We start from the raw sequence: 25,713 nt of genomic DNA on the forward strand, positions 1-25,713 counted from the left end.
TACGCACACCGGGTTCTGCGACAGGTTATCAGTCACGAAACTTATTTATTGAGGAAGGCTGTGCATCGAGGCACAAAAATCGCAGGCAAGAAAAAGGGAGACCCGTCGGCCTCCCTTTAGAGAACTTCGTCCTGGCTCGACGCTTTTGACGTCGGCTCACCTCACGCCGTCTTCTGGACAGTGTGCAGCTCGGGGGCCGGCCCAGCCCCGGTGGGGGTGGCGGCCGCGGCGGGCCGATTGGGCGGGCCGCAGTGGACTGTGTTACCGAGCAGTGATTCTGGTGATAAGAATAGGCCGGGAGGCGCGACAGAGGATTGCGAAGATTGCTCAAATAAACACTGCTTGCGCAATTTTTAACCCTGGATAGATAATCCGCCGCAATAGTTACAACCAAGGACTGATTCATGAGCAAACTCGACCGTTACGACCTGAGTATTTTGGCGGAATTGCAGCGCGACGCCCGCATCTCCAACCAGGAACTGGCCGAGCGCATCGGTCTGTCACCCTCCCCCTGCTCGCGCCGGGTCAAGCAACTGGAGGACGACGGCTACATCTCGCGCCAGGTCGCCCTGCTCGATCGCAAGATGCTCGGCCTGAGCCTGACCGCCTACGTGCTGATCGGCATGGACCGGCACACACCGGAGCGTTTCGAGAATTTCGAAGCGGCAATCCGCACTCTGCCGCAAGTGCTGGAATGCAGCCTGGTGACGGGCGTGGATGCCGACTATCAGTTGAAAGTGGTGGTTCCGGACATGGATCATTATCAGAAGCTGCTGCTGGGGCATCTGACCCGGATTGAAGGCGTAACCAGCGTGCGCTCCAGTTTTGTGCTGAATCAGGTGCTCAACAGCACTGAACTGCCGCTGACCCATCTGCGCAGCTGACATCGCCTTCGCGAGCAAGCCCGCTCCCACAGGGAAATGCATTGCAAATGTGGGAGCGGGCTTGCTCGCGAAGGGGCCGGCACAGGCGACCACCATCACTGCGGCACACCGACACAGGTCAATGCGCCCGCAATCCCCCTCGGCGTATAATCGCCCAGCCCTTTCAGCCCTGTGCGCGCCGGAGATGCCCGATGGATCCTGCAGTATTCGAAGAGTGGATGATGACTGGCCTGGTCAGCATCCTGATCATTTTCATGGGTTTCATCGTCTGGGATCTGGCGAAGAAGTCCAAGGCCGGGCGTTTCGGCTCGTTCATTCTGTTCTTCGTGCTGGGCCTGGGCGTGGCCGCGTTCATCATCAAGAGTGTGGTGATCGGCCTGATCGAATCCGGCGCTCTATAACCGCGCCGGCACTTCCTTCCACTGGCCCTGATCGAGCCCTTCTAGCGTCCAGTCGCCAATCCGCACCCGCACCAGCCGCAACGTCGGCAACCCCACCGCGGCGGTCATCCGCCGTACCTGACGGTTGCGCCCTTCACGAATCACCAGCTCCAGCCAACTGGTCGGCACCGTCATGCGAAAGCGCACCGGCGGATTGCGCGGCCACAGTTCAGGTTCCTCCAGTTGCCGCGCCTCGGCAGGCAAAGTCATGCCGTCATTCAACTCGACGCCTTCGCGCAGACGCTGCAACTGCTCGCCTGTCGGCACGCCTTCGACCTGCACCCAGTAAGTCTTCGCCAGTTTGTGTTTCGGATCAGCGATGCGCGCCTGCAACTGGCCGTCATTAGTCAGCAACAACAAGCCTTCGCTGTCGCGATCAAGGCGTCCGGCCGGATAGATACCGGGCACGTCAATGTAATCCTTGAGCGTCGCCCGCCCGCCTTCGTCGCTGAACTGCGTCAGCACATCGAACGGTTTGTTGAACAGGATCAACTTCGGCTCGGCCGGCGGCGCTTTGGCGACACGACGTGGAGCCGAGGAGGATGGCTTCGGACCGGGACGGCGGGAAGGTGGGCGCGGGGGACGGGACATGGGCAAAACAACATCTGGCGATCTGGGCTGACAATGCTAGTGCCCCGACCGCCAAATGACCACGACTAACCGTTAACGGAACGGCGGCTCGTCGAAGCTGCGCAGTTTGCGCGAGTGCAGCGAGTTGAGTTCGGTGCGCAGCAGATCCACCGCCGCGATGCCGATCTTCAAGTGTTGGCTGACCGCGCGCTCGTAGAACGCGTTGGCCGAACCCGGCAGCTTGATTTCACTGTGCAGCGGTTTGTCCGAAACGCACAGCAACGTGCCGTAAGGCACCCGCAAGCGATAACCCTGGGCGGCGATGGTGCCGCTTTCCATGTCCACCGCCACGGCGCGGGACAGGTTGATCAGCGGACGTTCCTGCGCCCAGCGCAGTTCCCAGTTGCGGTCGTCGTAGGTCAGCACGGTACCGGTGCGCAGACGTTTTTTCAGCTCCTCGCCCTTCTCGCCGGTGATATTGGCCGCGGCTTGCTGCAGCGCCAGTTGCACTTCGGCCAGTGCCGGGATCGGAATGTTCGGCGGCACCACGCGGTCGAGAATCCCGTCGCGACGCATGTAGGCATGAGCCAGCACGTAGTCGCCGATGGTCTGCGACTGCCGCAGCCCGCCGCAGTGACCGATCATCAGCCAGCAATGCGGTCGCAGCACCGCCAGGTGGTCGGTGATGTTCTTGGCGTTGGACGGGCCGACGCCGATGTTGACCAGGGTCACACCGTGGCCGTCATTGGCGATCAGATGATAGGCCGGCATCTGGTAGCGGTGCCAGACCACGCCGGCGGCAATCGCCGACGCTTCGCCGTGATCCATGCCCTTCTCGATGATTACGTTGCCCGGCAGCACCATGCGCACGAAACGCGGGTCGTTGCGCAGTTGTTCCAGGCCATGAACGATGAACTGGTCGACGTAGCGGTGATAGTTGGTCAGCAGAATCCACGGCTGCACATGCCGCCAGTCGCTGCCGGTGTAGTGCACCAGACGACGCAGGGAAAAGTCGACGCGCGCGGCATCGAACAGCGCCAGTGGCAGCGGATCGGTGTTTTCCCAGTCGTAGAGACCGTCGGCAATGCCATCGGTGGCGGCGGACAGGTCGGTACTCGGGAACACCCGCGCCAGCACCGCAGCGGTGACGCCGGAGCCGGCCAGTTCATCGCCCTGCTCGACCACGTACGGGTACGGAATGTTCTGTTGGCTGACACCGACTTCCACGGTTACGGTGAAGTCGTGCATCAACGGCACCAGTTGTTCCAGCAGGTATTTGCGGAACGCCTTGGGATGGGTGACGGTGACGCTGTAGGTGCCCGGCAGTTGCACCTTGGCGTAGGCGCGGGTGGTCTGCGGGACTTCGCCCTGACACAGGTAGGTCAGACGCAGTTCGGGATAACGAAACAGAGCGCGCTGTTCGGCGTCGGGCTCGACGCGATCCTTGAGGTAACGCTTGAGCGCCGAGTTCAGCGCAGTGGTGGCCCGCTCATGCAGCTCGGCCAGACGATCCACGGCTTGCTCGGCGGTTTGAACGACAATAAACGCTTCGGTCACGATCAGCTTCCTGTGTTCTGACTTGCAGAGCTTCATCTTGCCTGCATCGTGGTCTCACGGGAACAGTGGCGTTGTGGCTGTACCCAAATCTTCCTGTCAATGGAGATCCCCTGTGGGAGCGGGCTTGCTCGCGAATGCGCTGTGTCAGTCGACCTATCCATTGCCTGACACACCACATTCGCGAGCAAGCCCGCTCCCACAAGGGGATTTGTGTTGGGTCAGAAACCCTGGGGGGTTGCGCGAGCGACGATGGCTTCGACGTCCAGCCCACGCGGCAATGCACCGTAGACCCGGCCGCCACCACTCAGGCGGCTGGCAATGAACGCGTCGCTGACCGCCGAGTTGCCGGCCTCCAGCAATAGCTTGGCCTGCAAACCGAGCGCGATGTCTTCGGTGAGTTGCCGCGCCCGATACTGAATGTCGCTGGTGTCCTTGAACTGCGCCTGCAACTGCTGGATATGCGCGGCCAGGCGCTTGTCGCCGTGCCCATCGCCCAATTCGCTGAACAACACGTCGAGCACACCCGGCTCTTTCGACAGCGCACGCAGCACGTCCAGGCACTGCACATTGCCCGAGCCTTCCCACGTCGAGTTGACCGGCGCTTCGCGATACAGCCGTGGCAGGATGCTCTCCTCGACATACCCGGCACCGCCCATGCACTCGGCGGCTTCGTTGATCATTCCGGGGGCACGTTTGCAGATCCAGTATTTGCCCACCGCCGTCACCAGCCGGGCGAATTGCGCTTCATGGCGATCATCCAGATGATCCAGCGCCTTGCCCATGCGCAGGCTCAGCGCCAGTGCGGCCTCGCTTTCCAGCGCCAGATCGGCCAGCACATTCTGCATCAACGGCTGTTCGCTGAGCAGTTTGCCGCTGACCTTGCGGTGCGCGCAGTGGTGGCTGGCCTGGGTCAGCGCCTGACGCATCAGCGAGCTGGAGCCGACCATGCAATCGAAACGGGTCATCGCCACCATCTCGATGATGGTCGGCACGCCGCGCCCCTCTTCGCCGACCATCCACGCCAGCGCGCCGCGAAACTCCACTTCACTGGAGGCGTTGGACTGGTTGCCGAGTTTGTTTTTCAGGCGCTGGATGTAGAACTGATTGCGCGTGTCGTCGGGGCGATGGCGCGGCAGCAGGAAGCAGGTCAGGCCCTTGTCGGTCTGCGCCAGCGTCAGGAACGCATCGCACATTGGCGCCGAGCAGAACCACTTGTGCCCGACCAGTTCATAGGCCTGCCCCGGGCCACTGGCACCGACCGGATAGGCCTTGGTGGTATTGGCCCGCACATCGGTGCCGCCCTGTTTCTCGGTCATCGCCATGCCGATGGTCACGCCGGCCTTGTGCGCCATGCCGACGTTGCGCGGGTCGTATTCGGTGGCGAGGATTTTCGGCAGCCACTGCTCGGCCAGATCCGGCTGCAAGCGCATGGCCGGGACGCTGGCGAAGGTCATGGTCAACGGGCAACCGCTGCCTGCCTCGGCCTGGCTGTGCAGATAGCTCATCGAGGCGCGGGCGACATGTGCGCCGTCCTGCGGATGAGTCCAGGGTGATGAAGTCAGGCCATGTTCGATCGCGGTGCGCATCAGCTCGTGATAGGCCGGATGGAATTCCACCAGATCGATGCGATGGCCGTAGCGGTCATGGCTGACGAATACCGGTTTGTTCTGATTGGCGAGGAACCCGGCTGCCATCAGCGGTCCGCCGGCCAGCGCACCGTAGGCATCGATCCGCGACTCGGCCCACCCGGCGCCGAAACGGCGTGACCACTCCTGCAGCGGCAGGTCGATGCGGTACAGGTTGGCGCCATCCAGCGACGGTGGCTGGTTGGTGACTTCGTGGGTTTCGGCGAACTGATGCAGGTTCATGACGGGGCTCCTTTGGTCAGCCAAGGGATTCAGTTAAGCACCGGCCCGTGGTTGATCAAAGTGTCATATGCGCCGAACTGTCGGCGCTTTCACCCTATTATGCGCTGAGCACCCGACGCTCCAGCGCCGTCTGCAGGTCTTCGAATTTCACCGGTTTGTTCAGGTAATCGATGCTCGTACCCGGCGCGCAGTGCTCGCGATCCGTGCCCAGCGCCAGCATGAACACCGGCAGATTGGCGCAGCCGGGCAACCCATGAATCTGGCAGCACAACGACGCGCCTTCATGATTGGGCAACTGGCAATCGATCAGCACCGCGTCGAAGGTTTCCCGTTGCAGGCAATCAAGTGCCGCCGCGCCGTTGTCCGCCGTGCGCACGCGGAAACCGAGCTTGAGCAGCATGCCGCGCATCACCAGTTGATTGACGCTGTTGTCGTCCACCAGCAACACCGTGCAGTCCTGCGGTGCCCGGCTGCGCTCATGCAGCGCGTCCGGGGTTGGCGCCGCTTCGACTTCCGGCAGCTCGAACTCGACATCCAGTTGAAAACGGCTGCCGCTGCCAGGCTGGGAGCGGTGAGTCAGCTTGCCGCCGAGCAGTTCCACCAGTTGCCGACAGATCGCCAGCCCCACGCCCAGCCCGCCGTACTCGCGGGTCATCGAGCCGTCGAGCTGGAAGAAGCGCTGATACATCGTCGCCTCGCCCAGATCGGTGAAACCGATGCCGGTGTCGATCACCGCAAACGACAACGCCAAGCGATTGCCCGCCGACGGTTTGCCGGTCACTCGCAGCGCCAGACCACCGACTCGGGTGAACTTGATCGCGTTGTCCAGCAGGCACTCCAGGCATTGCGCCAGTTTTGCGCTGTCGCCGTGCAAGCGATCCGGCAGGGTCGGCAGCACCTCGACTTTGAAGTCCAGCGACTTGCTGGCCGCGTTGCCATCGAACTGCACGCGCAAGGCCTCGACCACCGCGCGCAGGCTGAAGCTGCCCGGCGTCGCCTTGAGCTTGCCGGCCTGCAGTTCGGTGAGGGTGAGGATGCCATTGACCATGCGCATCATGTCCCGGGCGGAGCCGGCGGCGGTTTGCTGGTATTGCTCCAGTTCAGGCTCCAGCTCGACGGTCTGCATCAGTTCCAGCGAACCGATCACACCGTTCATCGGCGTGCGCAATTCGTGGGTCAGGGTCGCGAGGAATTCATCCTTGAGCTTGTTGCTGTGGGCCAATTGCTGGTTGAGCACTTCGAGTTTTTGCCCGGCATCGAACAGGGTTTGCGCCTGTTGTTCGCGCATGGCGTTGATGCGGTCGGCCAGCGCCAGCGACAGCAGCGCGACTTCGATCGCCGAACCGATCTGGCTGGCGTACATGGTCAGGAACACGTTCGGCAGCAGGCCCAGCACCATCAGCGTATTGACGATGCCGCCGAGCAGGAATGCCGACCAGGCAATGATGAAATAACGCGCCACCCGCAAGCCGCGCCACCAGGCGAGAATCCCGGCGGCGAAGATCACCACGGTGAACACCAGCGCCAACAGGGTCGCCAGGCGCAGCGACAATGCGTAACTGGTCATCAGCGACAGCCCGACCACCAGCGCGCCGAACGCGATCAGGGCGATCAGCAGATAGTCGAGCCAGCGGCTGTGGGTTCTGGTCTGCAGGAAACTGCGGGCGAACTGGCTGCCGAACAACCCGGCGCAACCGATGAAAAACGGTGTGGCGGCGTTGGCCCACCACGGATTGTCCGGCCAGAAATACTCGACCGCCGCGCCGTTCACCGACAGTTGATAGAGGCCGAACGAAGCGATGTAGAAAATGTAATAGAGGTAGCTGGTGTCGCGCACGCTCAGGTAGATGAACAGGTTGTAGACCAGCATCCCCAGCAGCACGCCATAAATGATCCCCAGCACATACAGGCGCACCGGTTGATCTTCGAGGTACGCGGTGCTCGACCATAAGGTCACCGGTGCCTGGATCGAACCTTCACTGGCCAGGCGCAGGTACACGGTTTTTTGCTGGTCAGGGGCGAAGGTCAGGTCGAACAGGTAATTGTTCTGCCGGATCTCGCGACTGGCGAACGGCAAGGCGTCGCCGGTCTGCCGGATCAGGCGGTAGTCGCCATTGGCATCGGCCATATAAAGGTCGAGGTGATCGAGCGGCGGATACGCCAGCTCCAGCAGCCAGGTGCGTTGCGCGGCCGGGTTGTTCGGACGGTAATGCAGGTCGATCTTCAGCCAGAACGCCGAGCGCGAGTAACCGGCATTGAGCGTGGCTTTGTCGTGGGGTTTGAAATTGCCCGCCGCCGCTTGAGCACGGACGTCGGCGATGTTCGCCTGACCGCTCGGGTCTTCGAACACTTGCATGGAGCGGCCCAGGGGAAGGCTCTGGGTATTTTCGTCGAACTCGACGGCGCTTGCGAGGAGGGGCAAGCAGAACAGCAACATCAGCAAATAGCGCATTGAAGCCCCAGCGTGGCTCGTCCGGTTGTGTCAGGAAGCCCCCCATTCCCTTTGAGTAGACGTAAAACCGGTATTACCTGTTATTGGTTTGGATCCAGCCTAGCATAGCCGTTGATGGCCATTGAGCACCATCGAAATTTTTCCTACAAAGGCTCTAGAACGGGCGTTTCAGAGCAAAGCAGCGAGCTAGAGCTGTTGAGTTGGTCAGCTCACTACAACGACGGATGTTGTAAATACCTCTTGTGGCGAGGGGATTTATCCCCGATGGGTCGCGAAGCGGCCCCAAACCATGCAACCAGATTCTTTCAGACACGATTCATAGAATGGATTTGCGACTGCTTCGCAGCGCATCGGGGATAAATCCCCTCGCCACAATTGCTACCCGACTAATGGCCGCAATGTGTCAGACAATCTCTAGCCAAACGCTTTCAGGACTGAACCCCAAAATCAGGTTTGGTGGTAAGCTCGCGCACCATGAATATCTACAGCTCCCGCCCCGTTGTCCTCTGTCTCTCCGGCCACGACCCCAGTGGTGGCGCCGGCTTGCAGGCAGATATCGAAGCCCTGCTTGCGCAGGGTTGCCATGCGGCTCCGGCCGTCACCGCCCTGACCGTGCAAGACACTGTCAACGTCACTGACTTCCGCGTCCTCGACCGAGAGTGGGTACTGGCCCAGGCCAATGCCGTGCTCAACGACTCCGAAGTCGCTGCGGTCAAACTGGGCATGCTCGGCTCGCTGGAAATGGTCGACACCGTGGTCGAACTGCTCTCTGCGCACCCGCACCTGCCGGTAGTCTGCGACCCGGTGCTGCGTGCCGGCGGCGGCGGACGCCTGGGCAAGGATGAAGTCGGTTATGCGATGCGCGAGCGTCTGCTGCCACTGTCGATCATTGCCACCCCCAACCTTCCCGAAGCGCGGATTCTCGCCGAACTGCCCGAAGGCACTGCGGACGAGTGCGCGGAAAAGCTCCTGCCGTTCGTCAAAAACCTGCTGATCACCGGCGGCCATGGCGACGAAACTGAAATCCACAATCGCCTGTACAGCCGTGACGGCCTGTGTGAAACCTTCTATTGCCAGCGTTTACCGGGCAGTTATCACGGTTCCGGCTGCACATTGGCCAGCGCCCTCGCCGGTCGGCTGGCCCAGGGTGAAAACCTCGCCAGCGCCGTGCGTACGGCACTGGATTACACCTGGCGCACCCTGCGCGATGCCGAACAACTGGGCAAAGGCCAGTTCGTGCCGCGTCGCCTGCCGCTGGATTTTTGCTCGTAACGTCGTGAGGTCTGCCTGATGAAACTCCGTGGCCTGTACGCCATCACCGATAGCCAATTGCTGGCGGGCAAGTTTCTGTCGTATGTGGAGGCGGCGCTGGAAGGCGGCGTCACCCTGCTGCAATACCGCGACAAAAGCAGCGACGAGGCCCGCCGTCTGCGCGAGGCCGAAGCGCTTCGCAACCTGTGCGAACGCTACAAGACGCAGTTGATCATCAACGATGACGCCGAGCTGGCCGCGCGCCTCAACGTCGGCGTGCACCTGGGGCAGACCGACGGCCCGTTGTCTCCGACCCGCGCGCTGCTTGGTTCAAAAGCCATCATCGGTTCGACCTGCCACGCGCAGCTTGAATTGGCTGAACAGGCCGCCAAGGAAGGCGCGAGCTATGTCGCCTTCGGTCGCTTCTTCAATTCCAGCACCAAACCCGGCGCGCCAAGCTGCAGCCTCGATCTGCTCGACGAGGCCAAACGCAAGCTGCATCTGCCGGTCTGCGCGATTGGCGGCATCACCCTCGACAACGCCGCGCCACTGGTGGCCCACGGGGTCGACCTGCTGGCGGTGGTCCACGGCTTGTTCGGTGCCGAAAGCACCGCCGAAGTGACCCGCCGCGCCCGCGCCTTCAACGAACTTCTGAAAATCTGATTTGAGAGCCCGAACATGTCTCGTTCCGAAACCCTGTTTGCCAATGCCCAGAAACACATTCCCGGTGGCGTGAACTCGCCGGTTCGCGCGTTCAAGAGCGTGGGCGGCACACCGCTGTTCTTCAAGCATGCCGAAGGCGCCTACGTCACCGACGAAGACGACAAGCGTTATGTGGATTACGTCGGTTCGTGGGGGCCGATGATCCTCGGCCACAGCCACCCGGACGTGCTCGATGCGGTGCGCAATCAACTGCAGCACGGCCTGTCCTACGGCGCGCCGACCGCGATGGAAACCGAGATGGCCGACCTGGTCTGCTCGCTGGTGCCGTCGATGGACATGGTGCGCATGGTCAGCTCCGGCACCGAAGCGACCATGAGTGCGATTCGTCTGGCCCGTGGTTACACCGGTCGCGACAGCATCATCAAGTTCGAAGGCTGCTACCACGGTCACTCCGACAGCCTGCTGGTCAAGGCCGGCTCCGGCGCGCTGACCCAGGGCGTACCAAGCTCCGCCGGTGTCCCGGCCGCGTTCGCCAAACACACCCTGACCCTGCCGTTCAACGACATCGACGCCGTGGAGAAGATGCTCGCCGAAGTCGGTCAGGACGTCGCCTGCATCATCGTCGAGCCAGTCGCGGGCAACATGAACTGCGTACCGCCGGCACCGGGTTTCCTTGAAGGCCTGCGTTCGCTGTGCGACAAGCATGGCGTGGTGCTGATTTTCGACGAAGTGATGACCGGTTTCCGCGTCGCCCTCGGCGGTGCCCAGGCGCACTACGGCGTAACCCCGGATCTGACCACCTTCGGCAAGATCATCGGCGGCGGCATGCCGGTCGGCTGCTTCGGTGGCAAGCGTGAAATCATGGAGCGCATCGCGCCGCTGGGCCCGGTGTATCAGGCCGGCACCCTGTCGGGTAACCCACTGGCGATGGCCGCCGGTCTGACCACCCTGCGTCTGATCAGCCGTCCGGGTTTCCACGCCGAGCTGACCGACTACACCACGCGCCTGCTCGACGGCCTGCAACAACGCGCCGATGCCGCGGGCATTCCGTTCGTGACCACGCAAGCGGGTGGCATGTTCGGCCTGTATTTCAGCGGCGCCGACGACATCGTCACCTTTGAAGACGTGATGGCCAGCGACGCAGCACTGTTCGGTCGCTTCTTCCACCTGATGCTGGAAGGTGGCGTGTACCTGGCACCGAGTGCATTCGAAGCCGGTTTCACCTCGATCGCCCACGGCGAAACCGAGCTGAAAATCACTCTGGACGCTGCCGAACGCGCCTTTGCTGCACTGAAGTAATCGCCGTACCGCTGACGTTGGCCATAGCCAGCGTCAGCTTTCACCTACACCCAAGCTCTTTTTCCCACGCCTCTGCTAAAAATCCGCCAGAAAGTGGCCGATATATTCCCCGCGCAGCAGAAAAACGAGTAAAGACTTTGTAAGGTTGGCCCTGCTTATTTCATAATGCGCGCTTATTGGATCCCTCGATGGGTCCGCGTGCCCTTCAGAGGTAAGTCGATTCCCATGAACCGCACCGGCCGCACCCTTGCCTTGGGCTGCCTGTTGCTCCTTCAGCCCCTGCTCGCGCATGCACAAGCAGGCGGCAACTCGTTGTTGATCCCGGCGATGGGTCGTTGCACCCTCAATACTCAGCCGCAAGACGTCACGCAGGCACTGGCTGCCTGCCAGAAAGCGGCGGATGAAGGGGATGCGCAAGCGCAATACGAGTTGGGTGAGTTCTACTACGACGGCAAGAATGCGCCGCGCGACCTCAATCAAGCCCTGAGCTATTTCGAAAAGGCCTCGTTGCAAGGCCATGCTCAGGCACAGTTCAAGCTCGGTACCATGTTCTTCCACGGCGAAGGCGTGCAGGCCAACAACATTCAGGCCTACATCGTGCTGAAGATGGCCGCGGTCAACGGCGCCGAAGATGCGCTGGACACCGCCGACGAGGTCTCGGAAAAAATGTCCCGCGAAGACCTCGAAACCGCGACCCAGGTGCTCGGGCAAATTTTCCGTAAATACCTGATGGAACTGCAGAGCGCCGATGGGCGTACGCCGTTTTCGCCATTGCCATAGGAGCTTTTGTGGCGAGGGGATTTATCCCCGATGGGTTGCGAAGCAGCCCCAAAACCCTGCAATCAAGCTCCTTCTGACATACCTTGCTGAATGGACTTGCGACTGCTTCGCAGTCGATCGGGGATAAATCCCCTCGCCACAAATCATTTCAAATCCAGATCCGGGCTTACTTCTCAGGCATCGGCATCGGAAACGGCATCACATTGCCGACCGCGCCACGGGCTTCGCTGATTTTCGGGGTGCCCAGACGTTCCACCTCGTCGATGCGCACGATCGAATGCATCGGCACAAAGCTGCGCACCACGCCTTCGAACTGCGCCTTGAGCTTCTCTTCGCTCGGATCGACCACCACTTGCGTGCGCTCGCCAAAGACGAACTCTTCCACTTCCAGAAAACCCCACAGATCACTTTGATAGATCTGCTTGGCGTACATTTCGAACACCTGGCCCTGGTTGAGGAAAATCACCTTATAGATTGGAGCTTCGCGTTTGGTCATGGCGGGGGGATAACATCGGGGATAAAAATGAGGGCGCAAACTATAGCATAGCCGCCGGACGCACAGCGGTAGGAACCTGAGGGCTTGTTCCCTATAATGCGCGGTTCTTTGAATCAGGTGACGACCTTACTCCATGGCCAAGAAGCTTTACATCGAAACCCACGGTTGCCAGATGAACGAGTACGACAGCTCGCGCATGGTCGATCTGCTGGGCGAACATCAGGCCCTGGAAGTCACCGCCCGTGCGGAAGACGCCGACGTGATTCTGCTCAACACCTGTTCGATCCGCGAACGTGCCCAGGATCGGGTGTACTCGCAGCTCGGCCGCTGGCGTGAACTGAAACTGGCCAATCCGGACATGGTGATCGCCGTCGGCGGTTGCGTGGCCAGCCAGGAAGGCGCGGCGATCCGTGATCGCGCGCCGTATGTCGACGTGGTCTTCGGCCCGCAGACCCTGCACCGTCTGCCGGAAATGATCGACGCCGCACGCAGCAGCAAGTTGCCGCAAGTCGACGTCTCGTTCCCGGAAATCGAAAAATTCGACCACCTGCCCGAGCCGCGCATCGACGGCCCGAGCGCTTACGTGTCGGTGATGGAAGGCTGCAGCAAATACTGCACGTTCTGCGTGGTGCCCTACACCCGTGGCGAAGAAGTCAGCCGGCCGTTCGATGACGTGATTGCCGAGATCATCCACCTCGCCGAGAACGGCGTGCGTGAAGTGACCTTGCTCGGGCAGAACGTCAACGGTTATCGCGGTACGACTCATGACGGTCGCCTGGCCGATCTGGCCGAGCTGATCCGCGTGGTCGCCGCTGTCGACGGCATCGACCGCATCCGCTACACCACTTCGCACCCGCTGGAGTTCTCCGACAGCCTGATCCAGGCCCACGCCGAAGTGCCGGAGCTGGTCAAACACCTGCACTTGCCGGTGCAGTCGGGTTCCGACCGGATCCTCGCGGCGATGAAGCGCAACCACACCGCGCTGGAGTACAAATCCAAGCTGCGTAAACTGCGCGCTGCGGTACCGGGGATCTGCATCAGTTCGGACTTCATCGTCGGCTTCCCTGGCGAGACCGAGAAAGACTTCGAACAGACCATGAAGCTGATTGCCGACGTCGGTTTCGACTTCTCCTACTCGTTCGTCTATAGCCAGCGCCCGGGCACCCCGGCGGCCGATCTGGCCGACGACACCCCGGAAGAGCTGAAGAAAGAACGCCTGAACGCCTTGCAGCATCGTTTGAATCAGCAAGGGTTCGAGATCAGCCGACAAATGGTCGGTTCGATCCAGCGCATTCTGGTCACCGACTACTCGAAGAAAGACCCGGGCGAGCTGCAAGGGCGTACCGAGAATAATCGTATCGTCAACTTCCGCTGCGATAATCCGACCCTGATCGGCCAGTTCGCCGACGTGCACATCGACGCGGCGCAACCGCACTCGCTGCGCGGCTCGTTGATTCAATAACACCGCGCGTCTTCTGTAGTAGGGCTGTTGTGGTGAGGGGATTTATCCCCGATGGTTGGCGCAGCCGACCCAAAGCTGAAGTTGTGGTGAATCTGCCATACCGAAAGCTCTGGTTTTGGGGCCGCTCCGCGGCCCATCGGGGATGAATCCCCTCGCCACAGATAACTCCACCCGCCACAGAAAGGCGTTCCAGACTCGCATCGATATTTAAGAGCTTTCGCACCCACGCCACTGGCGTTATCCTTGATTTCATCTTAATTGCCCCAGGGCGGCTAAATACGACCTTGAACGCACCCATAGAACCACATCGTTTTATCCTCGAGCCCTTTGAGGCTCGCCGCTTCGCCAATCTGTGCGGGCAATTCGACGAGCATCTGCGCTTGATCGAACAGCGCCTGGCCATCGAGATCCGCAACCGCGGAAACCAGTTCGAGCTGATCGGCGACCCCAAGCACACCACGTCTGCGGAAAACCTGCTGCGCCGCCTGTACCGCGAAACCAAGGGTACCGAGCTGTCGCCGGACATGGTGCACCTGTTCCTCCAGGAATCGGCCGTCGTCGAACTGGACAACCACGCCCCCGCCGAAGCCTCCGTCGCCCTGCGCACCAAGAAAGGCATGATTCGCCCACGCGGCCTGAATCAGCTGCGCTACGTGAAGGAAATCCTCGGCAACGACATCAACTTCGGCATTGGTCCGGCCGGTACCGGCAAGACCTATCTGGCCGTGGCTTGCGCCGTTGATGCCCTGGAGCGCGAGCAGATCCGCCGCATCCTGCTGGTGCGTCCGGCGGTTGAAGCCGGTGAAAAGCTCGGCTTCCTGCCCGGTGATCTGAGCCAGAAGATCGACCCGTACCTGCGCCCGCTGTACGACGCCCTCTACGAAATGCTCGGCTTCGAATATGTGGCCAAGCTGATCGAGCGCCAGGTGATCGAAGTCGCGCCGCTGGCCTACATGCGCGGTCGTACGCTGAACAACAGCTTCATCATTCTCGACGAAAGCCAGAACACCACTGTCGAGCAGATGAAAATGTTCCTGACCCGGATCGGCTTTGGCTCCACCGCGGTCATCACCGGCGACATCACCCAGGTCGACCTGCCGCGCGGCACCAAGTCCGGGCTGCATCATGTGATCGAAGTACTCAAGGACGTTCCGGGCATCAGCTTCACCCATTTCCAGCCCAAAGACGTCGTGCGCCATCCGTTGGTGCAGCGGATCGTCGAGGCCTACGAGCGCTTCGAGACCCGTGCCGAAGCCGCCAGGGAAACCTCGCGCGATGCTTGAGCTGGATCTGCAAATCGCTACCGAAGCGAACGCCCCGAGTGGAGCCGACTTCCGCAAATGGTGCGAACTGGCCCTGCGCCAGCGCAGCGCTGACTCGGAAATGACCATTCGTCTGGTTGATGAGGAAGAAGGTCGTGAGCTGAATCACACCTGGCGCCATAAGGATTACGCGACCAACGTCCTGTCGTTCCCGGCCGAAGTCCCTGACGAGTTTCTCGACATCCCGCTGCTCGGCGATCTGGTGATCTGCGTGGCCGTGGTCGAGCGCGAAGCTGCCGAACAAGGCAAGGAACTCCAGGCCCATTGGGCACATCTAGTCATTCACGGCTGCTTGCATCTGCTCGGTTACGACCATATAGATGACGACGAAGCCGAAGAAATGGAAGCACTGGAACGCGAGTTGCTTGCCGAACTGGGCTATCCCGATCCGTACGCGGACGACGAAGCCGAAACATCCCCTATCGTTACAACAAAGGATTCAGAGTAATCGCTATGAGCGAAGATCGATCGAGCAACGGGCAGAAGTCATGGCTGGGTAAACTGACCCAGGCTTTTGCCCACGAGCCGAAGAACCGTCAGGAGCTGCTTGAGCTGCTGCGTGATGCACATCAGAACAAACTGCTGGACAGCGAAGCGCTGGCCATCGTCGAAGGCGCCATCCAGGTGGCTGACCTGCAAGTACGCGACATCATGGTGCCGCGCTCGCAGATGATCAGCATCAAGGCGAACCAGACACCCCGTGAATTCCTCCCGGCCGTGGTCGACTCGGCCCACTCGCGCTATCCGGTCATCGGCGAAAGCCACGACGACGTGATGGGCGTGCTGCTGGCCAAGGATCTGCTGCCGCTGATCCTCAAGGAGAACGGCGACAGCTTCAACATCAAGGACCTGCTGCGCCCGGCCACCTTCGTGCCGGAGTCCAAGCGTCTGAACGTGTTGCTGCGTGAATTCCGCGCCAACCACAACCACATGGCCATCGTCATCGACGAATACGGCGGCGTCGCCGGCCTGGTGACGATTGAAGACGTGCTGGAACAGATCGTCGGCGACATCGAAGACGAGCACGACGTCGAAGAAGACAGCTACATCAAGCCGCTGCCCAGCGGTGACTTCCTGATCAAGGCCCTGACACCGATCGAGAACTTCAACGAGTTCTTCGACAGCGAATTCTCCGACGACGAGTTCGACACCGTCGGCGGTCTGGTGATGAGCGCGTTCGGGCACTTGCCAAAACGCAACGAAATCACTGAAATCGGCGCCTATCGTTTCCGCATCCTGAACGCCGACAGCCGTCGGATTCATTTGCTGCGACTGACCCCTATCGCCCGGTAAGAAATCTAAGGACTGAAATGCGCTGGACAACCCGCCCCGGCTGGCCCGGTAACCTGCTGGCCGTGGCGGCCGGTGCAATCACCACCTTCGCCCTGGCCCCGTTCAACATCTGGCCGCTGGCTTTACTCGCGGTTGGGCTGTTCTACGCCGGCCTGCGCGAGCTGAAACCGCGTCAGGCGCTGGGCCGTGGCTGGTGTTTCGGTTTCGGCCTGTTCGGCGCCGGCACCAGTTGGATCTACTACAGCATCCACCACTTCGGTGGTGCCTCGGTGCTGCTGGCCGGGTTCCTGATGCTGCTGTTCACCGCAGCGATCGCCTTTTTCTTCGCCCTGCCCGCCTGGGTCTGGGCGCGCTGGTTGCGCCGCAACGAGGCACCGTTGGCCGATGCGCTGGCGTTTGCCGCGCTGTGGGTCGGCCAGGAAGCGTTTCGTGGCTGGTTCCTCACTGGTTTTCCGTGGCTCTACTCCGGCTACAGCCAGCTCGACGGCCCATTGGCCGGGCTCGCGCCCGTGGGCGGCATGTGGTTGGTGTCGTTCGTTCTGGCGCTGACTGCGGCGCTGATCTACAACGCACCGCGCCTGCTGCAAACCGGTCGTAAAGGCTTTATCGCGGCCGGTTTGCTGTTGCTGGTCGGGCCATGGGTGGCGGGTATTGCGCTCAAGGGCCACGCCTGGACCAGTCCGTCCGGCCCGGCACTGAGCGTCGCCGCGATTCAGGGCAACGTCGAACAAAGCATGAAATGGGATCCGGCGCAGCTCAACGCGCAACTGGCGCTGTATCGCGACCTGAGTTTTCGCTCGAAGCCGGTGGACCTGCTGATCTGGCCGGAAACCGCGGTACCGGTGCTCAAGGAGTCCGCCGAGGGCTACTTGAACATGATGGGCAACTTCGCCGCCGAGCGTAAATCGGCGCTGATCACCGGCGTGCCGATCCGCGAGACGGTCCGCCACGAAAAACGCTTCTTCAACGGCATCACCGTGGTCGGCGAGGGCGATGGCACCTACCTCAAGCAGAAACTGGTGCCGTTCGGTGAGTACGTGCCGTTGCAGGATCTGCTGCGCGGGTTGATCGCGTTCTTTGACTTGCCGATGTCCGACTTCGCTCGCGGGCCGGCGGATCAGCCGTTGCTGCAGGCCAAGGGTTATCAAATCGCGCCATTCATCTGCTACGAAGTGGTGTACCCGGAATTCGCCGCTGGGCTGTCGGCACGCAGCGATCTGCTGCTGACGATCAGCAACGACACCTGGTTCGGCACCTCGATCGGCCCGCTGCAACACCTGCAAATGGCGCAGATGCGCGCACTTGAGGCAGGCCGCTGGATGATCCGCGCTACAAACAACGGCGTGACCGGACTGATCAACCCGTTCGGGCAGATCACCGAGCAGATCCCGCAGTTCGAGCAGGGCATTCTGTATGGCGAAGTGGTGCCGATGCACAACCTGACGCCGTACCTGCAATGGCGTTCATGGCCGCTGATCATCGTCTGTGTGCTGCTGTTTGGCTGGGCGCTGATGGCGAGCCGGATGTCGAAAACCCTTTAAAAGCGATCCATAAACACTGTGGTGAGGGGATTTATCCCCGATCGATGACGCAGTCATCGCAAATCCATTGCACTCGATTTACCTGAAAGTCCGAGATGCAGGTTTTGGGGCGGCTTCGCCACCCATCGGGGATAAATCCCCTCGCCACGGAAGCCCTCTCAAAACAGTGCTCTTAGCGGTAAAACAACGAATACCCCACCTGCCCCACCGCCTCATTCAGCAACTGCCCGCTCTGCCAGATCGACTTGAACTCCGGCAGCCAGCCACCAAACGGGCGCGCATTATCGGTTCCGAGAAACCCGACGGGCGCCGGCACCACTTCGAATCCTGCCTGCTGGAAACACCACACGGCGCGCGGCATGTGCCAGGCCTGCGTGACCACCACGACGCGCTTGATGCCTTGTGGCAACAAGATGTCGGCGCTGAATTTGGCGTTTTCCCAGGTGGTACGGCTCTCGCCTTCCTGCCAGCGCGTGGTCACGCCGAAATCATCGCGCAACGAATCGGCCATCAGCTTCGCCTCGGTCGGCGGCGTGCCGTAATGCAGGCCACCGCTGGTCAGAATCGGCAGCCCGGAGGCCTTGGCCAGTCGCGCGGCATAGCGCTGACGCTCCAGCCCCACGCCGGTTGGCTGGTCCTCGCCCCAGGCCAGATCGCCGCGCTCGCGCCCGGAACCCAGCACCACGATAGCATCGGCGCGCTGCGCCAATATCGACCACGACTCACGGGGCAGCGGCGGCTCACGCTCCAGCGCTTTGGCGCCCCATTGCACCACCACCGGCAGGCTCATCAGCCAGAAACCACCCAGGCCAAGGGCAAAACACAGGCCGGCCAGCCGTGGCCGGGAGCGACGCAGCCACCAGGCGAGCAGCAACAGCAGCAAAAGAATGCCGGGCGGCAAGAGCAGTTGTTTGATGAAGTAACGAAAAGGCATCGGGGCATCTCCAGAGATGCCCGAAGCCTAAGAGTGTTAATGAAACGTTACAACCGATAGGTAGGATCCTGTTGGAAAAGATCCGTTACTTGACCTGCCATGCGATTACTTGGCCTGCACAGAACGAACCTTTACGGTGTCTCTGCCGGGCGCCTTGTCCTTGAGCCAGATGACCTTGGCTGAATGTGCTGCATCGAGCTGTTTCACTGCCTGCGACAGGTATCCATGCGATTCACGCTCACTGCGATCCAGATAGGCCTTGACCAGTTTGAACTCGGCGGGGCTCAAGCCACGCAATTCCAGTTCCACGGGGCGCTCATCGCGCAGCCGGCCAGCGGTCTTTGCAGCGTCGAGCGCCATGCCCAGACGATCCATCAACCGTTCATACAACTCGGGTTTCGTCACGTTTTTTTGCCGTTGCTCCACCATCCCTCACCTCATTGAAGATAAGACTCACTCCCCAATAAGAGCTTAGCTTCGCTGCACAAACCGGCTGAACGCCGCGACCAACGGCCCTCGCCACGGTTTTCCGGGGCCAGACAGCTGTAATCAGGGTTTCCCTAGGCCAAGCGCGGTCATGTATGCTACGGCGCTTCCTGTCATTCCACTTCCAGCCTGTCCGGAGCATCCCCGGAGGGCGCGTTGAAGAGGATTAGGCCACCCCTATCCAGTACAAAAGTAGCCATGCACGAACAATATCAGCCCCGTGAAATCGAAGCCGCCGCCCAGTCGTTCTGGGACGAGCAAAAGTCCTTTGAAGTCAGTGAACAGCCAGGCAAGGAAACCTACTACTGCCTGTCGATGTTCCCTTACCCCAGCGGCAAGCTACACATGGGGCACGTGCGCAACTACACCATCGGCGACGTGATCTCCCGCTACCAGCGCATGCAAGGCAAGAACGTTCTGCAACCGATGGGTTGGGACGCCTTCGGCATGCCGGCGGAAAACGCCGCGATGAAGAACAACGTGGCACCCGCCAAGTGGACCTACGAAAACATCGCCTACATGAAGTCCCAGCTGCGCAGCCTGGGCCTGGCGGTGGACTGGTCCCGTGAAGTGACCACCTGCAAGCCGGATTACTACCGCTGGGAACAATGGCTGTTCACTCGCCTGTTCGAAAAAGGCGTGATCTACCGCAAGAACGGCACCGTGAACTGGGACCCGGTCGACCAGACCGTGCTGGCCAACGAACAGGTGATCGACGGGCGCGGCTGGCGCTCCGGCGCGCTGATCGAAAAGCGCGAAATCCCGATGTACTACTTCAAGATCACCGCTTACGCGGATGAGCTGCTGGAGAGCCTCGACGAACTGACTGGCTGGCCGGAACAGGTCAAGACCATGCAGCGCAACTGGATCGGCAAGTCCCGCGGCATGGAAGTGCAGTTCCCGTACAACGTCGACTCGATCGGCGAAGCAGGCACCCTCAAGGTCTTCACCACCCGTCCGGACACCCTGATGGGCGCAACCTACGTTGCCGTGGCTGCCGAACACCCGCTGGCCACCCAGGCCGCGCAGAACAATCCTGAGCTGCAAGCGTTCATCGCCGAATGCAAGGGCGGCAGCGTGGCTGAAGCCGACGTTGCTACTCAAGAGAAAAAAGGCCTGCCGACCGGCCTGTTCGTCGAGCACCCGCTGACCGGTGAAAAACTTCCGGTATGGGTCGCCAACTACGTGCTGATGCACTACGGCGACGGCGCCGTGATGGCGGTCCCGGCGCACGACGAGCGCGATTTCGAATTCGCCCACAAGTACAACCTGCCGGTGAAATCGGTGGTGCGCACCAGCTCCGGCGACACCAACCCGGCTCCGTGGCAAGACGCCTACGGCGAGCACGGCACGCTGATCAACTCCGGCGAGTTCGACGGCCTGGACTTCACCGGCGCGTTCGACGCCATGGAAGTCGCCCTGATCAAGAAAAACCTCGGCGCCTCACGTACCCAGTTCCGCCTGCGCGACTGGGGCATCAGCCGTCAGCGCTACTGGGGCTGTCCGATCCCGATCATCCACTGCGCCACCTGCGGTGACGTGCCGGTGCCGGAAGACCAGTTGCCGGTGGTGCTGCCGGAAGACGTGGTGCCGGACGGCGCCGGTTCGCCGCTGGCACGCATGCCGGAATTCTACGAGTGCAGCTGCCCGAAATGCGGCCAGCCTGCCAAGCGTGAAACCGACACCATGGACACCTTCGTTGAGTCCTCGTGGTACTACGCCCGTTACGCCTCGCCGCACTTCGAAGGTGGCCTGGTGGAAAAATCCGCGGCCGACCACTGGCTGCCGGTGGATCAGTACATCGGCGGTATCGAACACGCCATTCTTCACCTGCTGTACGCGCGCTTCTTCCACAAGCTGATGCGTGACGAAGGTCTGGTCAGCTCCAACGAGCCGTTCAAGAACCTGCTGACCCAGGGCATGGTGATCGCCGAAACTTACTATCGCCGCGAAGCCAATGGTGCCTACACCTGGTTCAACCCGGCGGACGTGGAACTGGAGCGTGACAGCAAGGCCAAGGTCATCAGCGCCAAACTGAAATCCGACGGCCTGCCGGTGGAAATCGGTGGCACCGAGAAAATGGCCAAATCGAAGAACAACGGCGTCGACCCACAGTCGATGATCGATCAGTTCGGCGCCGACACCTGCCGCCTGTTCATGATGTTCGCTTCGCCGCCGGACATGAGCGCCGAATGGTCGGACTCCGGCGTTGAAGGCTCGCACCGCTTCCTCAAGCGCGTCTGGCGTCTGGCGCAGGCCCACGTCACTCAGGGCCTGCCGGGCAAGCTGGACATCGCCGGCCTGAACGACGAGCAGAAAGCCGTGCGCCGCGCCATCCACCTGGCCATCAAACAGGCCAGCCATGACGTCGGCCAGAACCACAAATTCAACACCGCCATCGCTCAGGTGATGACGCTGATGAACGTGCTGGAAAAAGCCGCGCAAGGCTCCGAACAGGACCGCGCGCTGATTCACGAAGGTCTGGAAGCCGTGACGTTGTTGCTGGCTCCGATCACGCCGCACATCAGCCATGAGCTGTGGAATCAACTGGGCCACGCTGACCCGGTGATCGATGCCGGCTGGCCTGCGGTCGATGAAAGCGCACTGGTGCAGGACAGCCTGCAACTGGTCATTCAAGTGAACGGCAAGCTGCGTGGCCAGATCGAAATGCCGGCCAGCGCCACCCGCGAAGAAGTTGAAGCGGCGGCCCGCGCCAACGAAAACGTGCTGCGTTTCGTCGACGGTCTGACCATTCGCAAAGTGATCGTTGTACCAGGGAAACTGGTTAACATCGTCGCCAGCTAAATTGGATTGGGCGTCAGGTTCGCCTGACGCACTGTAAAACCTTTCGGGCCGCAGGGTCGGCCCACATGGTTTCAAGGGGAGCAACACAATGATCAAACGCAATCTGCTGGTGATGGGCCTCGCCGTTCTGCTGAGCGCCTGCGGTTTCCAGCTGCGTGGCACCGGCACCAACGAACTGTCGATCAAGGAGCTCGATCTGAGCGCCCGTAACGCGTATGGCGAGACCGTCACCCAGCTGCGTCAGGTGCTCGAGTCCAGCGGCGTCAAGGTCTACAGCGGTGCACCGTACAAGCTGTATCTGGCTGACGAACAGGAAAACCAGCGCATCCTCAGCTACGCCGGTGCCGGTCGTACGGGTGAGTACCAAGTGACCACCGTGCTGAACTACGACATCGTAGGCGAACACAATCTGAACCTGCTGAGCGACAAGCTTGAAGTGCAGAAAGTGTTCATCCACGACGGCAACAACCTCGTCGGCTCCGATCAGGAAGCCAACGACGCCCGTCGCGAAACCCGTCGCGAACTGGTTCAACGCATGATGCTGCGCCTGCAACAGCTGACGCCGGGCCAACTGCAGCAATTGCAGCAAGCGGCCAACGACCGTGCCCGGGCTGAAGCCGACGCGCTGAAGGCGGCACAGAAAGCTGAAGCGGAAACCCCGCGTCAGTCGCCGCTCGAACTGCCGCAGCAGTAAGACGTACGGGGCGCTCAGGCGCCCCGTTCGCCCTCTCTTATGAAGCTCGCTCCCGCTCAACTCGGCAAACACCTGCAAGGCGCGCTCGCGCCCGTCTATATCATCAGCGGCGATGACCCGCTGTTGTGCCAGGAAGCCGCCGACGCCATTCGCAGTGCTGCCCGCCAGCAAGGTTTCGACGAACGCCAGGTGTTCGCCGCCGACGCCAATTTCGATTGGGGGACCTTGTTGCAGGCCGGCGCCAGCATGTCGCTGTTCGCCGAAAAACGCCTGCTGGAACTGCGCCTGCCTTCGGGCAAGCCCGGTGACAAGGGCGCTGCCGCGCTGATCGAATACTGCTCGCGCCCCGCTGAAGACACGGTGCTGCTGATCAGCTTGCCCAAGCTCGACGGCAGTGCGCAGAAGACCAAGTGGGGCAAGGCCCTGGTCGAAGGCCAGCAGACCCAGTTCATCCAGATCTGGCCGGTGGATGCCAACCAGTTGCCGAGCTGGATTCGCCAGCGTCTGTCGCAGGCCGGCTTGTCGGCCAGCCAGGACGCGGTCGAACTGATCGCCGCACGCGTCGAGGGCAACCTGCTCGCCGCTGCGCAGGAAATCGAAAAGCTCAAGTTGATGGCCGAAGGTGGGCAGATCACCGTCGAAACCGTGCAGGCCGCGGTGGCCGACAGTGCGCGCTTCGACGTGTTTGGCCTGACCGACGCCGTACTCAACGGCGAACCGGCCCACGCCTTGCGCATGCTTGAAGGCCTGCGCGGTGAAGGCGTCGAGCCACCGGTGATTCTCTGGGCACTGGCGCGGGAGTTGCGCCTGCTGGCCAATATCTCGCTGCAGTACAGCCAGGGCACGCCGCTGGACAAGTGCTTCAGCCAGGCGAAACCGCCAGTCTGGGACAAGCGCAAACCCCTGATGAGCATAGCCCTGCAACGCTACTCGGCGCAACGCTGGGCGCAGTTGTTGCTCGAAGCCCAGCGCATCGATGCGCAGATCAAGGGTCAGGCCGCCGGTTCGCCGTGGATGAGTCTGAGCCGGTTGGCGCTGTTGATGTCGGGCCAGCGTCTTTCACTGCCCGCCGAGTAAGACGTTCAACCGCATAACGCCCTTTCGCGAGCAAGCCCGCTCCCACAGTCGATCGCATTCACATGATAGAACTCGGTCGACTGTGGGAGCGGGCTTGCTCGCGAAGGCGTCAGAATATTCCTACGCAATAGAGGCTGGACAGACGCGCGGCTTCGGCAGATTATTCGCCCCGCAGCACCCACCTACCGAGAGAACCCTCATGAGCAAAAAGCCATCGAAACATGGCCCGAACAAGGCCAAATCCATCATCGCCCAACCCCTGTTCCGCAGTCGCCAGGAACGACCAACCAAGGGTAAAGGCAGCTACCGCCGCGAAGCCTTCCAGTCTAATAGCTGGGAGGCTTCTTACTTTCTGGCTGCCTGAAGCACAGCACCCCCTGGTCATGTTAAGGTCTGCACCTGATTCGTATCCCCTGGAACTGTGCATGCCCTTCAGTCTTTCCCGTCGTTGGCCCGTTCGCCAACTGATCGCTGCCTCCAGCTTCATTCTGCTTGTCGCCTGCGCGGAAAAACCTACCGCCGCCGATGCGCAACCCCTTCAAGCCGCCCCTGTCGCAACAGCCCCGGCAATCATCCCGCCGGTAGTGCCGTCCGCTGACCCGCTTGATCTTCAGCCAACCCAGACCTTTGCCGAATGGCAGGCGGGTTTCCGCAAGGATGCCTTGGCAGCCGGGATCCGCGCCGATCTGTTCGACCGCGCGTTTGCCAATGTCAGCTTCGATGCCAGCGTGATCAAAGCCGACCGCAGTCAGCCGGAGTTCTCTCGTCCGGTATGGGAATACCTCGATGGCGCCCTGTCGCCGCTGCGAGTGCGCAAGGGGCAGGCGCTGATCAGCCAGTACGCCGACATCCTGCAGAGCATCGAACAGCGTTATGGCGTGGATCGCCAGGCACTGGTGTCGGTATGGGGCATGGAAAGCAACTTCGGTCAGTTCCAGGGCACCAAATCGGTGATCAACTCGCTGGCGACCCTGGCCTACGAAGGCCGTCGCCCCGCATTTGCTCATGCACAACTGATCGCGGCGCTGCAGATCCTGCAACAGGGCGACATCACGCCAGAAAAGATGCTTGGCTCGTGGGCCGGCGCGATGGGCCAGACCCAGTTCATTCCGACGACCTACAACACCCACGCCGTGGATTTCGACGGTGACGGTCGCCGCGACATCTGGGGCAGCCCGGCCGATGCGCTGGCCTCCACCGCACACTACCTGCAAAGCTCAGGCTGGCAGCGTGGTCAGCCATGGGGCTTCGAAGTGCAACTGCCGAGCGGCTTCAACTACACCCTGGCCGATGGCGCGATGCGCAAGACCGTTGCCGAATGGCGTCAACTGGGAGTGATCCTGCCCAATGGCGGTCAGGCCCCGGCCGGCTCGGAACAACTGTCTGCCGCCCTGCTGCTGCCGGCCGGTTACCGTGGCCCGGCGTTCCTGATCCTCGATAACTTCCGGGCGATCCTCAAGTACAACAACTCGTCGTCCTACGCACTGGCGGTCAGCCTGTTGTCCGAGCGCTTCAACGGCGCAGGCCTGATCAATGGCACCTGGCCGAAAGACGATCTGCCACTGAGCCGTTCCGAACGCATCGAATTGCAGAACCTGCTCAGCGCGCGTAACTATGATGCGGGCACGGCGGACGGGATTATCGGCGCCAATACCCGCAAGGCGATCCGCAGTGCGCAGCAGTCGTTTGGCTGGCCGGCGGATGGTTATCCGACGCATAAGTTGCTTGAGAGCCTGCGCTCCCAATAGAAAGATCGTCGTATGGCTGATGCCGCCTTCGCGAGCAAGCCCGCTCCCACATTGGTTCCGTGTACGACACAAATCAAATGTGGGAGGGGGC

At 61.4% G+C, this 25,713-nt stretch carries 23 protein-coding genes; 16 read left to right on the plus strand and 7 right to left on the minus strand.

What is annotated here, in order from left to right; all coding sequences use genetic code 11:
* Nucleotides 1-404 precede the first annotated feature (404 nt).
* Together KCG87_RS18360 and KCG87_RS18365 are read left to right on the plus strand one after the other, a co-directional pair.
* Complete coding sequence (locus tag KCG87_RS18360; RefSeq protein WP_007909658.1) at nucleotides 405-884, plus strand: Lrp/AsnC family transcriptional regulator; 480 nt, start codon at nucleotides 405-407, stop codon at nucleotides 882-884.
* A 191-nt stretch (nucleotides 885-1,075) separates the two neighbouring features.
* A complete protein-coding gene (locus KCG87_RS18365) occupies nucleotides 1,076-1,285 on the plus strand; it encodes a DUF2788 domain-containing protein (RefSeq protein WP_003228500.1) in 210 nt (69 codons plus the stop codon).
* Here KCG87_RS18365 and KCG87_RS18370 read toward each other — a convergent pair.
* The 4 genes from KCG87_RS18370 to KCG87_RS18385 form a co-directional block, all read right to left on the minus strand.
* The gene (locus KCG87_RS18370; protein ID WP_225136411.1) at nucleotides 1,280-1,915 is read right to left on the minus strand and encodes a pseudouridine synthase; all 636 of its coding nucleotides are present in this window, start codon (nucleotides 1,913-1,915) and stop codon (nucleotides 1,280-1,282) included. The two genes, KCG87_RS18365 and KCG87_RS18370, sit on opposite strands and share 6 nt — an antisense overlap.
* A 72-nt stretch (nucleotides 1,916-1,987) precedes the next feature.
* Nucleotides 1,988-3,487 (minus strand): AMP nucleosidase, encoded by a 1,500-nt coding sequence (amn, locus tag KCG87_RS18375; protein ID WP_167734182.1) that lies wholly within the window; start codon nucleotides 3,485-3,487, stop codon nucleotides 1,988-1,990.
* Nucleotides 3,488-3,669: 182 nt separating this feature from the next.
* Complete coding sequence (locus KCG87_RS18380) at nucleotides 3,670-5,319, minus strand: acyl-CoA dehydrogenase family protein (protein ID WP_210558613.1); 1,650 nt, start codon at nucleotides 5,317-5,319, stop codon at nucleotides 3,670-3,672.
* Nucleotides 5,320-5,416: 97 nt separating this feature from the next.
* Entirely contained in the window at nucleotides 5,417-7,771 is a 2,355-nt protein-coding gene (locus tag KCG87_RS18385; RefSeq protein ID WP_210558612.1) for a hybrid sensor histidine kinase/response regulator, read from the minus strand.
* Nucleotides 7,772-8,245: 474 nt separating this feature from the next.
* Here KCG87_RS18385 and KCG87_RS18390 point away from each other — a divergent pair, with 474 nt between their 5' ends.
* The 4 genes from KCG87_RS18390 to KCG87_RS18405 all read left to right on the plus strand — a co-directional run bounded on the left by KCG87_RS18390 (nucleotide 8,246) and on the right by KCG87_RS18405 (nucleotide 11,764).
* The gene (locus KCG87_RS18390) at nucleotides 8,246-9,043 is read left to right on the plus strand and encodes a hydroxymethylpyrimidine/phosphomethylpyrimidine kinase (protein WP_210558611.1); all 798 of its coding nucleotides are present in this window, start codon (nucleotides 8,246-8,248) and stop codon (nucleotides 9,041-9,043) included.
* An 18-nt stretch (nucleotides 9,044-9,061) separates the two neighbouring features.
* Nucleotides 9,062-9,685 carry a thiamine phosphate synthase gene (gene thiE, locus KCG87_RS18395; RefSeq protein WP_095139211.1) on the plus strand — a complete coding sequence of 208 codons (624 nt, stop codon included), beginning with the start codon at nucleotides 9,062-9,064 and terminating at the stop codon, nucleotides 9,683-9,685.
* A gap of 15 nt (nucleotides 9,686-9,700) precedes the next feature.
* Nucleotides 9,701-10,984, plus strand: a complete 1,284-nt coding sequence (gene hemL / locus KCG87_RS18400) for a glutamate-1-semialdehyde 2,1-aminomutase (protein WP_098965768.1) — start codon at nucleotides 9,701-9,703, stop codon at nucleotides 10,982-10,984.
* A 225-nt stretch (nucleotides 10,985-11,209) separates the two neighbouring features.
* Complete coding sequence (locus tag KCG87_RS18405) at nucleotides 11,210-11,764, plus strand: tetratricopeptide repeat protein (protein ID WP_003228518.1); 555 nt, start codon at nucleotides 11,210-11,212, stop codon at nucleotides 11,762-11,764.
* Nucleotides 11,765-11,930: 166 nt separating this feature from the next.
* Here the strand turns inward: KCG87_RS18405 and KCG87_RS18410 are convergent, their stop codons facing one another.
* Nucleotides 11,931-12,260 carry a DUF1820 family protein gene (locus tag KCG87_RS18410; RefSeq protein WP_003185742.1) on the minus strand — a complete coding sequence of 110 codons (330 nt, stop codon included), beginning with the start codon at nucleotides 12,258-12,260 and terminating at the stop codon, nucleotides 11,931-11,933.
* A gap of 133 nt (nucleotides 12,261-12,393) precedes the next feature.
* On the opposite strand from KCG87_RS18410, the gene miaB reads away from it, so the two are divergent.
* From miaB to lnt, 5 genes are all read left to right on the plus strand, one after another.
* The gene (gene miaB / locus KCG87_RS18415) at nucleotides 12,394-13,722 is read left to right on the plus strand and encodes a tRNA (N6-isopentenyl adenosine(37)-C2)-methylthiotransferase MiaB (protein WP_064589373.1); all 1,329 of its coding nucleotides are present in this window, start codon (nucleotides 12,394-12,396) and stop codon (nucleotides 13,720-13,722) included.
* Nucleotides 13,723-14,006: 284 nt separating this feature from the next.
* Nucleotides 14,007-15,005 carry a PhoH family protein gene (locus tag KCG87_RS18420; RefSeq protein WP_007960560.1) on the plus strand — a complete coding sequence of 333 codons (999 nt, stop codon included), beginning with the start codon at nucleotides 14,007-14,009 and terminating at the stop codon, nucleotides 15,003-15,005.
* Entirely contained in the window at nucleotides 14,998-15,492 is a 495-nt protein-coding gene (ybeY, locus tag KCG87_RS18425) for an rRNA maturation RNase YbeY (RefSeq protein WP_210558610.1), read from the plus strand. Before KCG87_RS18420 ends, ybeY begins: the two co-directional genes overlap by 8 nt.
* Nucleotides 15,493-15,497: 5 nt before the next feature.
* Nucleotides 15,498-16,337: an HlyC/CorC family transporter gene (locus KCG87_RS18430; RefSeq protein ID WP_027612886.1), complete on the plus strand. Its 840-nt coding sequence runs from the start codon at nucleotides 15,498-15,500 to the stop codon at nucleotides 16,335-16,337.
* 17 nt (nucleotides 16,338-16,354) lie between these two features.
* Nucleotides 16,355-17,878, plus strand: a complete 1,524-nt coding sequence (gene lnt / locus KCG87_RS18435; protein WP_096795276.1) for an apolipoprotein N-acyltransferase — start codon at nucleotides 16,355-16,357, stop codon at nucleotides 17,876-17,878.
* Nucleotides 17,879-18,050: 172 nt separating this feature from the next.
* Here the strand turns inward: lnt and KCG87_RS18440 are convergent, their stop codons facing one another.
* Entirely contained in the window at nucleotides 18,051-18,812 is a 762-nt protein-coding gene (locus tag KCG87_RS18440) for a YdcF family protein (RefSeq protein ID WP_210558609.1), read from the minus strand.
* 105 nt (nucleotides 18,813-18,917) lie between these two features.
* Nucleotides 18,918-19,241, minus strand: a complete 324-nt coding sequence (locus KCG87_RS18445) for a hypothetical protein (RefSeq protein ID WP_096796296.1) — start codon at nucleotides 19,239-19,241, stop codon at nucleotides 18,918-18,920.
* A 255-nt stretch (nucleotides 19,242-19,496) separates the two neighbouring features.
* On the opposite strand from KCG87_RS18445, the gene leuS reads away from it, so the two are divergent.
* From leuS to KCG87_RS18470, 5 genes are all read left to right on the plus strand, one after another.
* Entirely contained in the window at nucleotides 19,497-22,103 is a 2,607-nt protein-coding gene (gene leuS / locus KCG87_RS18450) for a leucine--tRNA ligase (RefSeq protein ID WP_210558608.1), read from the plus strand.
* Nucleotides 22,104-22,191: 88 nt separating this feature from the next.
* The gene (lptE, locus tag KCG87_RS18455; protein WP_007960576.1) at nucleotides 22,192-22,797 is read left to right on the plus strand and encodes an LPS assembly lipoprotein LptE; all 606 of its coding nucleotides are present in this window, start codon (nucleotides 22,192-22,194) and stop codon (nucleotides 22,795-22,797) included.
* Nucleotides 22,798-22,836: 39 nt separating this feature from the next.
* Nucleotides 22,837-23,874, plus strand: coding sequence for a DNA polymerase III subunit delta (gene holA, locus KCG87_RS18460; RefSeq protein WP_210558607.1), 1,038 nt, complete (start codon nucleotides 22,837-22,839; stop codon nucleotides 23,872-23,874).
* Between the two features lie 199 nt (nucleotides 23,875-24,073).
* Entirely contained in the window at nucleotides 24,074-24,238 is a 165-nt protein-coding gene (gene arfA, locus KCG87_RS18465) for an alternative ribosome rescue factor ArfA (protein ID WP_027612891.1), read from the plus strand.
* A 61-nt stretch (nucleotides 24,239-24,299) separates the two neighbouring features.
* Nucleotides 24,300-25,622: a lytic murein transglycosylase gene (locus tag KCG87_RS18470; protein ID WP_210558606.1), complete on the plus strand. Its 1,323-nt coding sequence runs from the start codon at nucleotides 24,300-24,302 to the stop codon at nucleotides 25,620-25,622.
* Nucleotides 25,623-25,713: the final 91 nt, after the last annotated feature.

The organism is Pseudomonas sp. MWU347 (assembly GCF_017947305.1).
In the GTDB taxonomy this organism is placed as follows: Bacteria; Pseudomonadota; Gammaproteobacteria; order Pseudomonadales; family Pseudomonadaceae; genus Aquipseudomonas; species Aquipseudomonas putida_A.